General features: G+C 56.8%; 11 protein-coding genes. 10 read left to right on the plus strand and 1 reads right to left on the minus strand.

Annotated elements, in window-relative coordinates:
* Window positions 1-571 precede the first annotated feature (571 nt).
* From J3R75_RS05780 to J3R75_RS05815, 8 genes are all read left to right on the plus strand, one after another.
* Window positions 572-1,255 carry a PD-(D/E)XK nuclease-like domain-containing protein gene (locus J3R75_RS05780; protein ID WP_307265502.1) on the plus strand — a complete coding sequence of 228 codons (684 nt, stop codon included), beginning with the start codon at window positions 572-574 and terminating at the stop codon, window positions 1,253-1,255.
* A gap of 95 nt (window positions 1,256-1,350) precedes the next feature.
* Window positions 1,351-1,635 carry a type II toxin-antitoxin system RelB/DinJ family antitoxin gene (locus J3R75_RS05785; protein WP_307260429.1) on the plus strand — a complete coding sequence of 95 codons (285 nt, stop codon included), beginning with the start codon at window positions 1,351-1,353 and terminating at the stop codon, window positions 1,633-1,635.
* On the plus strand, window positions 1,632-1,907 hold the full coding sequence (locus J3R75_RS05790) for a type II toxin-antitoxin system YafQ family toxin (protein WP_307260430.1): 276 nt from the start codon (window positions 1,632-1,634) through the stop codon (window positions 1,905-1,907). Before J3R75_RS05785 ends, J3R75_RS05790 begins: the two co-directional genes overlap by 4 nt.
* Before the next feature lie 718 nt (window positions 1,908-2,625).
* Window positions 2,626-3,780: an IS256 family transposase gene (locus J3R75_RS05795; RefSeq protein ID WP_307259164.1), complete on the plus strand. Its 1,155-nt coding sequence runs from the start codon at window positions 2,626-2,628 to the stop codon at window positions 3,778-3,780.
* A gap of 275 nt (window positions 3,781-4,055) precedes the next feature.
* Complete coding sequence (locus tag J3R75_RS05800) at window positions 4,056-4,766, plus strand: DUF1559 family PulG-like putative transporter (RefSeq protein WP_307260431.1); 711 nt, start codon at window positions 4,056-4,058, stop codon at window positions 4,764-4,766.
* Window positions 4,767-5,623: 857 nt separating this feature from the next.
* Entirely contained in the window at window positions 5,624-6,127 is a 504-nt protein-coding gene (locus J3R75_RS05805; RefSeq protein ID WP_307260432.1) for a hypothetical protein, read from the plus strand.
* 201 nt (window positions 6,128-6,328) lie between these two features.
* Window positions 6,329-6,496, plus strand: coding sequence for a hypothetical protein (locus J3R75_RS05810; RefSeq protein WP_307260434.1), 168 nt, complete (start codon window positions 6,329-6,331; stop codon window positions 6,494-6,496).
* Window positions 6,497-6,619: 123 nt separating this feature from the next.
* Entirely contained in the window at window positions 6,620-8,428 is a 1,809-nt protein-coding gene (locus tag J3R75_RS05815) for an IS1634 family transposase (RefSeq protein WP_307260435.1), read from the plus strand.
* A gap of 598 nt (window positions 8,429-9,026) precedes the next feature.
* On the opposite strand, the gene J3R75_RS05820 is transcribed toward J3R75_RS05815, so the two are convergent.
* Window positions 9,027-11,000 (minus strand): hypothetical protein, encoded by a 1,974-nt coding sequence (locus tag J3R75_RS05820; RefSeq protein WP_307260436.1) that lies wholly within the window; start codon window positions 10,998-11,000, stop codon window positions 9,027-9,029.
* A 736-nt stretch (window positions 11,001-11,736) separates the two neighbouring features.
* On the opposite strand from J3R75_RS05820, the gene J3R75_RS05825 reads away from it, so the two are divergent.
* Together J3R75_RS05825 and J3R75_RS05830 are read left to right on the plus strand one after the other, a co-directional pair.
* The gene (locus J3R75_RS05825) at window positions 11,737-13,200 is read left to right on the plus strand and encodes a hypothetical protein (protein WP_307260437.1); all 1,464 of its coding nucleotides are present in this window, start codon (window positions 11,737-11,739) and stop codon (window positions 13,198-13,200) included.
* A 71-nt stretch (window positions 13,201-13,271) separates the two neighbouring features.
* On the plus strand, window positions 13,272-14,144 hold the full coding sequence (locus tag J3R75_RS05830; RefSeq protein ID WP_307260438.1) for a class I SAM-dependent methyltransferase: 873 nt from the start codon (window positions 13,272-13,274) through the stop codon (window positions 14,142-14,144).
* The last annotated feature ends 70 nt before the right edge of the window (window positions 14,145-14,214 follow it).

Consider the following 14,214-nt stretch of genomic DNA (forward strand, 5'->3'; position numbering starts at 1 on the left):
GGGTTAGTTACCATGTTGAATAATGAAGTGCCCCCAAGTCAAGAACAAAAAACCACCGAATTATCAGAGGCTCCATGGGCTCACGCCGGCATTTGGCTGCGAAGCCGCAGGCCGCATCTCCGCAGAAGAGCGGCTCAGCAGCTTCGCCGTCACGCATCGACGCGTGGTTTTACCCATAATCCCTCTTCCTCGCCTGCATCCAATGTATCCGGCGCTCATCGCACCCTTCCTTTGACATAGCTCATTGCATCCCCGGCAATTGTCAAGCGCCCTCTTATATAGCCTGTTAAGCATTGCTAGACAAGCCCAACAAGCCCTCCCCCCAGCCCTGACAACGGCCCGTGCCGTCGTCGGGGCTTTTTTTATTGCGTGGCGGATTAATGAATTCCCTTTTTTTTGCGGGAAAGGTGGTTCAACCGGCACCTTTTTGTTGAATAACGTCAGTGACAGGCAATCCGGCCTGCGGATACCCATCCAGAAGCCAAGGACACTGACGATGACCACACCCACCACATGCCTTCTCACGCTGCCGGCAGAAGAGTAGCACGCCGCGAGCCGGCGCGGCCACGTGATGTCGAGCCACCTGCTGGCCCACTTCCGCGAATCCCCGGCCTTGTACCACAAGGAGGTATCGGGGGAGGTGCCCGACGCCGAGTCGCCCGCCCTGGCGCTTGGCCGCGCATACCCGTCGTCGCATCGCTCCTCGGGCCGCGCTGCGCGCTATCAGACTATCCGCTGCGCTCCCCTTGCGTCTGCATCACACTGCCTCATTCTGGAGGGCCGCCAGGCCTTTGCCGACGAATACCTCGTTGCCGACGGCCCGGTCAATGCCCGCACGGGTGAAGCCTATGGCCGTTCCACCAAGGCCTACGCCGAATGGCTGGCATCGCAGGACCGCGACGTCCTTTCGGGCAGGGACTACGGCTTCCTCCTCAAGCTGCAGACGGGCGTCTGGCAGCACGCGTTCGCCTCCGACCTTCTCAGCGAAGGCGTGGCCGAGGGCGTCATTCGAACCCACTACTGCGACGTGCCCTGCCAGGTCCGTCTGGACTGGCTGTCGGCCAGACACGGACTCGTCGATCTCAAGACCTGCGACAGCCTCCGATACTTCGAGAACGACTGTCGCCGCTATGGCTACATCCACCAGCTGGCCTTCTACCGCGCGGTCATCCGCCAGGAGTCGGGGGAGACGGTGCCCGTGCACATCATTGCCGTGGAGAAGAACGAGCCCTTCGCGGCGGGGGTGTGGCCTTAATTACTTCCTGGAATTTAACTCACACACATATATTGTAATGTCAATGTATTACTTTTGTATTATGTTCAGTGCAAGAAAAAAACAGGAGCTGCGTTGTGGAAACAACCAAAACAACCATTTTTACCGTCCGCTTGGATGCTCAAGTGAAAAAAGACGCCGAACGTCTCTTCCGTGATCTGGGCATGACCTTGTCTTCGGCAGTCAATATTTTCCTGCATCAGTCTCTGATGGCGCAGGGCTTGCCCTTTCCCGTCCGCAAAGAACAACTCCCGAACAAAGCGACAGTTGCGGCAATGCGCGAAGCCCTTGAACTAGCGAACGATCCCAACGCCAAAACGTTTTCCTCGGTCGACGAATTGATGCAGGATATGAACGAATGACCTACAATCTCCAAATCACCACGCAATTCAAAAAAGATTGCAAGCTGATGAAAAAGCGTGGCAAAGATTTGGATGAGTTGCGCACAGTCATTGAAATGCTTCAGGCCGGAACACCTTTGCCAGCAAAATATTATGACCACGAGTTGGTCGGCAAGCTAGCCAAATTCCGGGAATGCCACATTCAGCCAGACTGGCTGCTGATTTACCTCGTCATGCAGAACCACCTGGTCCTGACTTTGATGCGCACCGGCTCGCATAGTGATTTGTTCTGAAATTGATCAGACACCACTTGCAGGGAAAACAAAAACGCCGTCGAGTGCTTGGACCCGACGGCGTTCATAAACGTAATGGTGGAGCAAAACCTCGCGAACGAGCCGGCAGTCTCTGTTTTCTTTTATGCGCCGCCAAAGCAGCAGCACCTGACCACTGCTTTTTTAGCCGACCACCGCCCTACCCGCCGAGAACCATTCCCTGCCTGAATACCCCAAAAGCTGAAGGCCTAAAACGCCAAAAAGTTATCGTCCGCAGACATAAGCCTACCATAGAAAAGCCCAAGAAATCGACCAAGACCAGAAAGGCCGGCGGACCTGCGTCAAGCACAACTTTGTTAGCCGACTGCCGTCCTGCCCGCCGCAAGCCATTCCCTGCCTAAAAACCCAAAAAGCTGAAGGCCGATAACGCCGATAAGTTATCCACCGCGAGGATAAACCTACCATGGAAAAACCGTGCTACACGACCAAAATGGGGAGTGTGCGTGATTTTCTGTAAATACGCGGAACGGTCGCTCTGCAGGCGACTGGTCGCGCGTAACGCCTTTTGACGCTCATGCAGGCCATGGTGCGCCTGTGGCGACCCGACGAGAATGGGACACCATCTCGTCGGAGTCGGGTCGCCACCAGTGCCTGACCGGCTTGCCTGGGCAAAAAAAGTGGTAAGTTTCCCGAGTCGTCTAAGCTACCAACAAACACGCCTCGGAAAGGACTTACCACAATGTCTGAATGTACCACTGAAAATCCCATTCTGCAATCCATTTTGGAGCACGGCCTCGACGGCATTGCCGAATCGCTTCGCGTCATGCTCAACGAGGCCATGAGGCTCGAGCGCGAGAACCACCTTCACGCCTCCAGCTATCAGCGTTCAGCCGAACGTTCCGGCTACGCCAATGGCTACAAAAACAAGACGGTTCATACCCGAGTTGGCAGCATCACTCTGGATGTCCCTCAGACGCGGGATTCTGATTTCTATCCCTCTTGCCTGGAGCGCGGACTCCGTAGTGAGCGAGCCCTTACGGTGGCTATGGCGGAGATGTACGTGCAAGGCGTCGCAACCAGGAATGTCACCGAGATATTGGAGAAAATGTGTGGTCTGGAGGTCAGTGCATCCCAGGTCAGCAAAGCCACGGCGACGTTGGATGCGACCCTGACCGCCTGGCGGGAACGCCCGTTGTCCGAACCGGTGGATGTCCTTCTGGTTGACGCCCGCTACGAAAAGGTGCGCCGGGATGGCAATGTGCTGGATACGGCCCTGCTGACCGCCTATGGCATACTTCCCAATGGCCGGCGCAGGGTGCTCGGAGTCAGTGTCGAGCACTCGGAGGCAGAGATCCATTGGCGGAAGTTCTTCGAATCGCTTGCCGCGCGTGGCCTGCATGGCCTGAAGATGATCGTAAGTGACTCGCACGCCGGCTTGCAGGCGGCGAGAAAAAGCGTCTTTCCCTCCGTGCCATGGCAACGCTGCCAGTTCCACATCCAGAAAAACGCCACGGCCTACATCCCGAAAAAGACGATGGAGACGGAGGTGCATCGCGATATTCGCACGATCTTCTCCATGCCGTCCCGGGAGGAGGCGGAAAGTCTGCTCAAACGCACCGCCACGCGCTACAGAGAGGCCAAATTCAAGGACTTGGCCGACTGGATGGAGTCAAACATCCCCGAAGGCTTCACGGTCTACAGTGTGGCTAAAAACGACTTCGCCAGAAAAAGGTTGCGCACTACCAACATGGTCGAATTCCAAAACAAGGAGTTGAAAAAAAGGACTCGCAACATTAGGGTCTTCCCAAACAAGGGGGCGCTCCTGAGAATCGCCTCCGCAATGCTCATTGAACTGGATGAACAATGGCTTTCCGAAGAGAAGGCCTATATCTGATTTTTCCGTTGACGAAACGGGGAATTTACAGAAAAATGCGTACGTAGCCCGCCGCAATGCGGCAGACAACCCCAACGGGCTTGCGACAACTCTCATTATTGTTCTCTGTGGTAACGGAATAACAAGCTGCCACGTTGCATTAAGGAGGGATTTTCCCAATACCAAGAAGATGCATTATTTCTGTTTTGAAATAGTCAAAAAACACTATATACTCATTGCTGTCCTCGAAGTTGTGGCGTGAGAAGAAAAATCATAAGGTTAGGGAGGATTGTCACATGATGTCCAGAAAAAATCGCCAGTCCTGTTTTACCCTGATTGAACTGCTTGTCGTGATAGCAATTATTGCCATTTTGGCGGCCATGCTCTTACCGGCGTTGAGCAAGGCGCGCGAGAAAGCCCGCACTATCAGCTGCGTCTCCAACATGAAGCAGCTGGGTACGGCAAACATGATGTATTGCCAAGACTATGACGACTTCATTCCCATTGTCTACGGAAACAATGGCGCATACGGATCATCAGGCATCGGTCCGTGGTGGTGGGAATTGCTGGGAGAGTCCTATATCGGCGACAGGAAGATTTTCCGCTGCCCCACGAATCCGACCGGTATCTTGAGCGATTGGCATCGCACTTTGGGCAACAGCGGCAATGGCACCGCCCTTGCCCCCAACGACCATTATCTGCACTACGTCGCGTTCCAAAAACACAACTACCCCGATGGCGGAGGCGATTGGCGCTCCCGTACCCTTGGCTCATTCAAAAATCCCTCCTCACAGATTTTATATGGCGAATACAGCCAAGCCTACTCACACTGGTGTCCGAGCTGTAACGACGGACAGGAAAATGTCGCCATTTTCATCAGGGACAAGAACTTGCATAATAAGATCATGAACAGCACCATGGCGGACGGCCATGTCGAAAGCATCCCGTACCTGAAGCTCTCCAGCGCTTCGGATGGCGGTAATATGATCGGACACAACCAGTTCTAATCTTTGATGTAGCTACCTGCATGATCAACAACTGCATGCTGAAACGCAAGCAGAACTGGAACTACCGGCAACGCTGCATATACATGATCACGGTGACCGTGGAAAAACGCCGGCCACTCCTGGGACGGCTGACTGGATGCATCGACAACCCCGCCACCGAATTGAGCGACGTAGGTATGATGGTGGCCCAATGTTGGCAGGAAATCCCGGCGCGCTTCCCCGGTGTCTCCCTACTCGAATGGCAGGTGATGCCCGACCACTTCCACGGCATCATTTTCGTGCAAGCGCCTCAAGACAAACCCCTGGGGGCGATTATCGGCGCCTTCAAAGCGCACAGTACATCCCTTTACCGAGAGGGAATCCGCGCCGATTGCGGCGCGGCACAGAACGAAAGCGCCAGCCCGGAGGCCCCCCCGGCAAGTCCCGCCCCAAGCGCTCCGTCGCCAAGCCCTCCGCCGGCTGTTCCAGGGCTGGCCGTTCCGTGGCCGGCCGCTTGCGGCCGGCTTGAAGGCCCCGCCCCAAGCGCTCCTTCGCCAAGCACTCCGCCGGCTGTTCCAGGGCCGGCCGTTCCAGGGCCGGCCGTTCCAGGGCCGGCCGCTTGCGGCGGGCTTGAAGGCCCCGCCCCAAGCGCTCCTTCGCCAAGCCCTCCGCCGGCTGTTCCAGGGCTGGCCGTTCCGTGGCCGGCCGCTTGCGGCGGGCTTGAAGGCCCCGCCCCAAGCGCTCCTTCGCCAAGCACTCCGCCGGCTGTTCCAGGGCCGGCCGTTCCGTGGCCGGCCGCTTGCGGCCGGCTTGAAGCACGTCTCTGGTCACCAGGCTACCAGGACACAATCCTCCTCCACCGCGGGCAATTGGCCAACATGCGGGCTTATATCAAAGACAACCCGCGGCGCCTGGCAGTCAAGCGGGCGCATCCCGAGCTGTTTCGGATTATTCGCAACTTGTCGATCTGTGGCCATACCTTTGCGGCCATCGGCAATCCCTTTCTACTCGATGCCCCGGTCAAACGCCAGGTCCAAATCTCGCGCTCGGTGACCCCAGAGGCCTTGGCCGCGGCCGAAGCTGACCTGCTGGCAGCGGCACTACATGGCGCCGTGCTGGTGTCACCATGCATCAGCCCCGGCGAAAAGCAAATAGCCAGGGCGGCACTGCAGGCGGAGCTGCCGCTGATTGTCATTCTGGAAAATGGTTTCCCGGAATTGTACAAGCCGCCAAAATCTTATTTTGACGCCTGCGCCGCCGGCCGGCTGCTGATGCTGGCGCCCTGGCCGCATCATTCCGACCGGCGCTCGCTAACGCGTGAGCAATGCCTGACTCTGAACAGCTTCGCAGAACAAATCACCCAAGAGGACAACACACCATGAGCACCAACGCATCGTTGTTGCGGCGTTCGATATCGCCACGATAGTACTCGGCAGGCTCAATGTAGCGCGGACCGGCCCCGCGCCAAGCCATCGCGCCGCGCGGGGCGTACGTGTTCTGCCCATCGGTGAATCGAAATTTTGGCATCATCCCTTAACCGCGATTACATTCAGTCAATCGCCCAGCCATCAAGGAACACCAGGATGCCAAAATTGAAGTACCAGACTAATCTCAAAGTCCAAGCCATCACCCGCCACTTTCAAGATGGCGAGCCGCTATCCTCAATCTGCGCGGACCTGCGCGTGCCGCCGGTCGTATGTGAGCAATGGTGCAAGGACGTCATCAGCGGCCTCCCGTCGTTCTTTGCCTAAACTTTTCATATTTTTTGATAAATAAAGTAACTACCAGCTTTTTGAGCTTGTTTTTTTGTTTTCTGTAGTTACTCTTATTTGTTAACAGGAGTAACTACACCAACTCCTGTCAAGGAGGCGCGCATGTCCTATATTGTCCAACAACGTTTTGGCCAAGACCGCGTTCATGTCTATGTGGTTGACAGCCATCGGGTCGAGGGCCGGACCTATCCCGTGCAAAAACGGGTTTATCTTGGCGTACTCGACCAGGAGGCATCGGAGCTGCTGCTGGGCAGGAGCTGCTCCGAGCCCACGGCGGAGCTTGTCGCCCTGCTGCAGGCCAAGGGGATCAGCTACAGCGGGCGCAAGCGCCTGCTTCGCGAAAGGGAGACCGTGCTCAAGACCCTGACATCCTGTCACGACGTTGAACTGGGCCGCGTCTCTCTGCTTGCGCGACTTGCCAGCGACAGCGGCCTGCATGGTTCCCTGATACGCGCCTTTGGCGAGCAAGACGCTCAACGCATTTTGGCCGCGGCCAGTTTTGCGTGTTGCGAAGGAGGAGCGCTCTGCCGTCTTGAAGACTGGGCTGACGACACGTCTTTGCGTGACGCGGACCTGTCGTTGTCGCCGTCATCGGTGACTCGGCTGCTTCAGCACCTTGGCGAACATTCAGACCTGCGTAACGACTTTTTTCGTGCCTGGTTCAAGGCCAGCGGCAACCCGAAAGCTATGATCAGCGACACCACATCCATCTCCAGTTACGCAGAAAAGCTCTGCCTGGCCGAATGGGGGCACAATCGTGATGGCGAGCATTTGCCGCAGGTCAACTTGAACGTGGTGTATTCGCGAGAGACGCATCTGCCGTTGTTCTACAGGCTTATACATGGTAGTGTCGCCGATGTCACAACTCTGATAAACACCTCGCGAGCCATCACTAAGCTCGGCCTGTCAGCCTATACCTTCTCCCTGGACAGAGGGTTCTTCAGCGCAGAAAACCTGCATTACCTTCACAACGAAAAGCTGGGCTTCACCATCGGGGTGCCTGTGAGCAACAACCGCGAAGCAGAACGGCTGCTGGATAAAAACCGGCTGAAGTTCCGTTCCTTCAAGAGCATAGTCACCTTTGATGACACGACGCTACACCACGCGGCGGATACCTACGTAGTGACCAAACACGGACGAAAAGGCGAAAAAGACAGCTGGTTCGCCGCTACGGCCCATCTCTTTCTGAATAAAAGCGAACGCGCCAGGCAGGAACGCGAACTGGCAGAGCTGCTCCACGGTATCATGACGGACTTTTCGCGGACATCCTTCTCCACGCTTGAGGACGCCCAGGCATGGCTGACGGCGATAGCGGGCAAGAGCAAGGCGGACCTCTTCTCGGTCAGGAAAGCCACCCGCGGCCTGCGCGAGGAAGGCGATTGCGCAGCCATCTCGAAAGAGGGCGATTTCCAGCTCTGTGTGGCCGAAAAGACCTACGCGGCAACGATGAAAAACCTCGGTATGTTCATGGTGCTCAACAGCGATCGCGAAGCCGACGCCGAACAGACGCTGCGAGACAACCGCAGCCGGGACTGTCAGGAGAAGGTTTTCGACATTCTGAAAAACTCAACGGGCAACGATCGCCTGCGCTCCGCCGGCGATGACAGCGTTGAAGGACGGCTTTTCCTCGCCTTTATCGCCGTGACGCTGTTCAAGTTGCTTGAGAACGCGCTCCGCAAGGCCGATCTGCTGGGACACGTTTCGGTCAACAAGGCCCTTGACCAGGCACGGAAGCTCAGGGCCGTAGCCCACGCCGATGGTTCCAGAATCGTGGCCGAAGTGCCAATCAAGGTGAGGGAGATATTCGAGGTCGTGGCCCCGGGGCTGCTCACGGCACTCGCCGTCGACCCGGGAAGCGCTACCGCCACCGCCAGGCGATGGCAAAAAAATGTAGTTACTTCCAAGAGATGAAAAGTTTAGGCTGAAAACCCCAAAAGCTGAAGGCTCAAAACACCAAAAAGTTATCGTCCGCAGACATAAGCCTACCATAGAAAAGCCCAAGAAATCGACCAGGATAATCACGGCCACGCCAGCGGGTAGGCGTCAAGCCTCCTCGCTGCCATACCCCGCGCATAGCCGGATGGTCGTGTTTGTGTTAGCGTTATACATCAGTGTCTTGAAACGGTGTGGACAAAGATGTAGAACAGAAACCAGAGAACCGATAGTATGGAGAACAGCGCGGCATGACGCTTCCTCCCATGCAAACGCAGAGCCGCAATGATACCCAAGGGCAGCCAACCGTAAACCACGAGAATAAACAAAATGCCCTGAAATGCGTCCACGGCAAAAGACATCATTTTCCCTCGAGGTAGAGCAGGCACTGGTGGAGGACGCTGGCGGCGATTATGATGGCTTGCTGCAAGTGAATCGGCAGGTCGGGTTTCGGTTGTTTCGGGGTACTCATGGTCATCTCCTGGTTCAAACGGTAGCAGCACGCCGGTACCTCCGGCGCTGTCCATTTGAATTGCCCACTGAAACCAGGAACTTGGCGGGACAAAGAGCGCCGTCATCATTCGAGCCGGATGATGTAGCGAATGTCATCCTTGTTCCTCTTTGGGTCATATTTCGGCCAGCTTATCATGCCGTCATCATCACGGCCATTCGGGCCCACGCTCCAGACTTGAACTGCCTCAAGGTGGTGATTTTCTCTAATGAAGTCATACTCGGGCGGAGAGTTAGGGGACGCGTCACCTGCCGGTGAAGTCGTCGTCATGGGCCCGTCTTCCCTGCTGATCAGGCTGCAGGTCACTATCGGGACCTCACAAGGGCCAAGCCGGTATTTCAGCGGGGTACCGGAGAAAGGGTCCAAGGGAAGATCGTCCGGCTGCTCAGGATAGCGGCCGTCTTGGCGCTTGCTCCGTTCGGCCGCCAGCAAGGCGCGGGTGATGCGCAGTTTCGCGACGAGGGTAGGAAAATTTTGTTTGCCGGCCTTGTGCAGAGCGGGGGCAGTCAGCGCCAGGAACGGATTCGCGGTCGCGGGGCCAGGAAATTCAGCAAAATCGGCAATCGCGTAGGCGCGGATGGTTTCCTCTGCTGTGCGAGCCAGATAGCTCCAGGCTTGAGGAAAAAACCAACGCAAGGTATAATACTTCTGCGTCGGTTGGCTGTACTCGCTGCCGGGCAGCGGCAAAAAACGCGTCAACCAGTTGGTGGCGTTGACGGCAAAGACCGCCTCACCGTAGATGGCCTTTTGCTGCGTCGCGGGAACGGTGTTCTCCAAGTCATCAAGCTTCTGGATTTGCTCACGTAACCAGTCATCATCCAGCCATGGCTTGGCGGCGACACTGACGATTGCTTGCAGCCGGATGTCCTCAAGACCCATCCACACCAGACTGCTGATCAGCAGAGGATCATGTTGCAGGTAGCGGCAGAGGTTTTCCATGCGCGCCAAAGTCCGTTTCACCGTCTGCGCATCGCCGTCTTCCGAGGCAAAGCGAAGCCCCCAACGCTCGTATAACATCAGATTCCGGCACTGCGACAACTCGGGCAGCGGCATGCCGAACAGGGGTTGATTATCTGCATAGGGACGCTCAGTCGGCGGCAGCGGGCTCTCATGCATCGCGCTGCGCTTTTTCAGATTGTCATCGCCCCGAAACAACGCTTGCCAGTGATCGTAGATATCATCCGGGAACACCGCCTGCGGATATTGAACGATTGAGGCGCCGCTACGGTATTTTACGCCGTCCGGACTCCTCATGCCCGCCGTTTCCGCCGCGAACGCGGGTGCGAGGGCTTTCAAAGTATTCCAGAATTCCGCATCTGGCGCGCGCCCTTGGTGATATAACTCAGCCAGAGCCGATGGCGTCAAGGGGCGGCCAAAGTAGTCAGCCACGTCGGCAATCGCCTGATGATATTTCGTCGTGGCCTGTAAGGCCATGAGCAAACAGGCCAGGTAGCTGACGGCGGTCAAAATCCATAGGGCAAGCACAGGCTTGGTGATGAGTTTGCGATAGGGAACCTCGCCTAACCAGGCAATGGATTTGCCGATAAGAACGTACGCAGCGACCACCAAGAGGATGCTGATCAAAGCGAGGCAGCACCAGCCGCTGGCGGTAAAGCCGATGTACTTGTTGTAGTCGAAGCCCCGAATGTTCGTTTGGGCCAGGATCGTATCCAGGTCAGCGAATGCGCTGTCGGCAATCGCCCACAGCGTGAACACCGCGAAAACGGCCAGTATGGAGCTAATTGCCGATAAGTATCGGGCTTTGCGGCGGGCGGGATTTCGTCTGACCTGACGGGCGAAGCGTTGAGCAAGATACGAAGCGTAGAACAAAAGCAGCAGCGCGACGAGCAGCGGCGTCAAGATGTCAAGCCGGCTGAAAAAAGCGGCGGCGCCGCGAGAGCTCAGAAGTGCCGCCAAGGCATTGTGGAAAAACCACGCCAAGGCAAACCACGGCAAGGTAAACAGCAGTGTCCACGCAAAAAACGCGCCCTTTTCGGGCTCTGCGCCAAAGAACATTCTTTGTATCAGCTGCTTCATCATGACACTTCGTAGTTGCAGTTCGTTCGGTATGCATCCATTCATGACGCGACTAACGCCGACTGCGTCCTGACGCGGGATGGCTTGCACAGGAGGACTTGAGACGTTTTGTGCTGCGCACCTTGCCGCCCCCTTGGCAGCGCTACTTTCCATTCGGGCGCTTCCGATCTGTCCGTCCTGTGCTGCGCCCCTTGCCGCGCTGAATATTCCATCCCGTTAGGGGGAGGCCGTTACCAAAAACAGATCATCAATTTTCTCATACCACTTTCGTCCGAAGCATAGCCTAACATACCCCATCCCCCAACCCTGACAACTATAGTGGCCCCCAATAATTGGACAGGGCTTGAAGTGTAGAAGACTTTACCCGTTAGCCACCCCCGAGTAGCCCCGGTGGCGCTCAGTGACGATTGCCATGCCGTCGCCGAATTGCCAGGTAATCAGCCAGCCATTGATACCGGCCATGCCTGCAGTTTTGTTTTCAGCGTCAAAGGCGCGGTCGAAGATGGCCTAGGACAAACGCTCGCTGGGCGCTACATTCGCCAGGCACATCGCGTTCCACCGCGCCGGAAAGACGAATTACTGGCATACAGTGTCAATGGCTGACCAAGTACGTCATCACGGCGTAACACGCTGTTGTTTGTCGGCTTGGAGAGTGATATAGTGGAGCGGCTTTTTTGCTGCGACCGATGATGTTATGCGGGCGGAGGCATGAAGGCATCATATGGCAGGAGGCGTATCAATGGATAATAACTGGCCGTGGCGGCGCATCGTCCTAACGTGGGTACTGGCTATTGCCTGCGGTTACCTGTCGGCATTTGCCAGTGGGGATAGTCGCGCCGTGATTCGCGCCGTGATTCGCGCCTGCTTTTTATTCGCCTTCCTGACGGCCTTTTTACCGATGGCCAATCGCCTGCGCCGGCGTGGTGACTCGGGCTGGTGGTTGGTGCTGACTGCCGCCATGGGGTGGGGCTGCCTGGGCAATGCCTGTGCCTTCCTGTGGTTGGACTCGTTTGCGTTGCGGCTGTACTGGCCGCTGTACATTCTTGCCGGCGGCGTGTATCATGTCCTGCTGTATGGGGCGTATCTGCTGGGACATAAATACCAGCTCCGGAAAGTGCCGTTGTTCTTGCTATTGCTCCTAGCGGCCTGCCTTGGCTATGTCTTTCTCTCCTTGCCATTCATCAGCAGCGTGGAAATGTTGTTGGGGACAATCTTGTCGTCGGTCAACAGTGTCATTGTTGTGCCCGCCTATCTCCTGTTACTCTTTACGGCGATGAATGGCGATGCCTGGCAGGCTCGGGTGAAAGCCAGACGACGTTCGATCCTGGAAGTGCTTGCCGTCCTCAGTCTTGTCCTCGGCTTCGGCTTTGCAACCATGATAGGCGCGGCTATGAATAACGTTCTTCGCGAGTGCGAATTCATGCTGCGGCATCATTCATCGCTCGAGCCGTTGCGTGGACTGCAAGGCCGTCTGCGCGGAAAAGGGAGCAGCATGAAGGCCTATGACCCTGACGAAAAAGGCTGGGTGCCGGCCGTCATTGACTTCATTGGCGCGTGTATCCCTGAAGTCAACACCAAAACGCTGATGAATGACCCGCCCCGGGATGCCGTAGAGAAGGTCACGACCTCGCCTGACGGCAACTACGTCGCTGAGCTGAGTACGGCCGCAAAAGAGACGAATACCGCTTTGCAGATCAACAACGCCGCCACTGGCGAGCAGCTTTTTCGCGGACCGTTGACAGATCTTGGCTATAGACACGTTCTGGTTTGGTCAGATGACAGCAAAATGTTGGTGATGTTCGATAGCTGCGAAACAAATAACATCGTCGTGTGTGTTCAAGAGGACGGCAGCTTTTCCCAACAGCACATTGACGGGCGACTCCTGGGTTTTGTGCCGTCACGGAAAGACCTGCTGATCATCAAGGCCGGCAGCGTCTTCCGGCAACAGCCAAGCGCACTGCCGGAGGAATTGTTGCAGGTGCCATGGCTGAACGCGATACCTGGAATGGACTGCCAGACCATGACAACGACTCCCGATGGCCACTTTCTCATCATGCTCTGCAACCAGGAACATTTACTTGCACCCTCACAATCTCTCCTGATAGTGGCAAATCTGAGTGAAAGGACGATGTGTTGGCTAGAGGTTGATACCAGAGACGTCACCAAATATCTCGTTATGGAGGAATTACCGCATGAGCAGTAAACTCACGAAGATTTTTCTCTTGCTGGCAGTTCTCGAGTTGTTGATACTGTCCGGCTGTGGTCCGATATGATATGGACGGCCAGAAGTATCTGAATTGCCTGAGGCTGAACTGGCAGATGCTCAAGCATTGTTGCCGGGGGCGCTTTCTGACTTCGGCAGACGTCGCTCGCAGCTATGATCGGCTGGCTGACGACTACAACCGCAGTTGGCTGGTGCATCTGCGGGCCGTCACTGATCAACTGCTGGCGCTGTTGCCGACGCAGCTGGTGCAGGGTGACATCCTGGATCTGGGCTGTGGCAGCGGCTATACCAGCAGCCGGCTGCTGGCAGCCTACCCGGAACGTCATCTGGTCGCGGTGGACATATCAACTCAAATGCTGGCCCAGGCACGCCGCCGCTGCCCCGGCGGTGATTTCCGCACGGCGGACATGCTGGCATTTTGCCGGCAGGTTCCTGATGCCTCACAGGCCTTGGTGTTGTCCGCCTGGGCCATCGGCTACAGCCAGCCGGCAAAGCTCCTGCGGGAAATCAGCCGGGTGCTGGCCCCGGGCGGCTGGGAGTTGTTCGTGACGAACTTGGCGGACACCATGCAGCCCGTGTTTCTTGCCTACCGACGGACGCTGGCGCGTTTCCCCGAGCGGACGAAAGGCGCCATCGTTCACCATTTCCCGCCATCGCCGGCTGGGCTTGCCGACACTCTGCGGCGCTGTGGCGTCGCGGTTGACGAGCTGCAGGCGGGCGAGATCGCCATTACCCCGCCTGCGGCTGAAGATATAGTCGACTGGCTGCTCAAGACGGGCATACTGGCCGGCTTCGCCGAAATCCTGCCCATACACGATGACCAGGACGTGCGGGACTATTTTCGGCAGGAACTGCTGCTGGCGCTCAAGCAGCAGCCCCTGGCCCACCATTATTGCCTCGTGAAGGGAGCGCGTCCATGCTGAAATGGCTGAAAATCATGCTGATGCTGCACGATCCGCGGATATTGCGTGTGCCATTGCGGGTACTCCGCGA

It is taken from the genome of Oligosphaera ethanolica (assembly GCF_030814695.1).
Lineage (GTDB): Bacteria > Verrucomicrobiota > Lentisphaeria > Oligosphaerales > Oligosphaeraceae > Oligosphaera > Oligosphaera ethanolica.

Bases quoted from the DNA above. Each gene is read 5' to 3' on its own strand.
- J3R75_RS05830 (WP_307260438.1), top strand. From the start codon at position 13,272: ATGGACGGCCAGAAGTATCTGAATTGCCTGAGGCTGAACTGGCAGATG.
- J3R75_RS05790 (WP_307260430.1), top strand. From the start codon at position 1,632: ATGACCTACAATCTCCAAATCACCACGCAATTCAAAAAAGATTGCAAG.
- J3R75_RS05825 (WP_307260437.1), top strand. From the start codon at position 11,737: ATGGATAATAACTGGCCGTGGCGGCGCATCGTCCTAACGTGGGTACTG.
- J3R75_RS05810 (WP_307260434.1), top strand. From the start codon at position 6,329: ATGCCAAAATTGAAGTACCAGACTAATCTCAAAGTCCAAGCCATCACC.
- J3R75_RS05795 (WP_307259164.1), top strand. From the start codon at position 2,626: ATGTCTGAATGTACCACTGAAAATCCCATTCTGCAATCCATTTTGGAG.
- J3R75_RS05805 (WP_307260432.1), top strand. From the start codon at position 5,624: ATGCGGGCTTATATCAAAGACAACCCGCGGCGCCTGGCAGTCAAGCGG.
- J3R75_RS05800 (WP_307260431.1), top strand. From the start codon at position 4,056: ATGATGTCCAGAAAAAATCGCCAGTCCTGTTTTACCCTGATTGAACTG.
- J3R75_RS05820 (WP_307260436.1), bottom strand. From the start codon at position 11,000: ATGATGAAGCAGCTGATACAAAGAATGTTCTTTGGCGCAGAGCCCGAA.
- J3R75_RS05815 (WP_307260435.1), top strand. From the start codon at position 6,620: ATGTCCTATATTGTCCAACAACGTTTTGGCCAAGACCGCGTTCATGTC.
- J3R75_RS05780 (WP_307265502.1), top strand. From the start codon at position 572: ATGTCGAGCCACCTGCTGGCCCACTTCCGCGAATCCCCGGCCTTGTAC.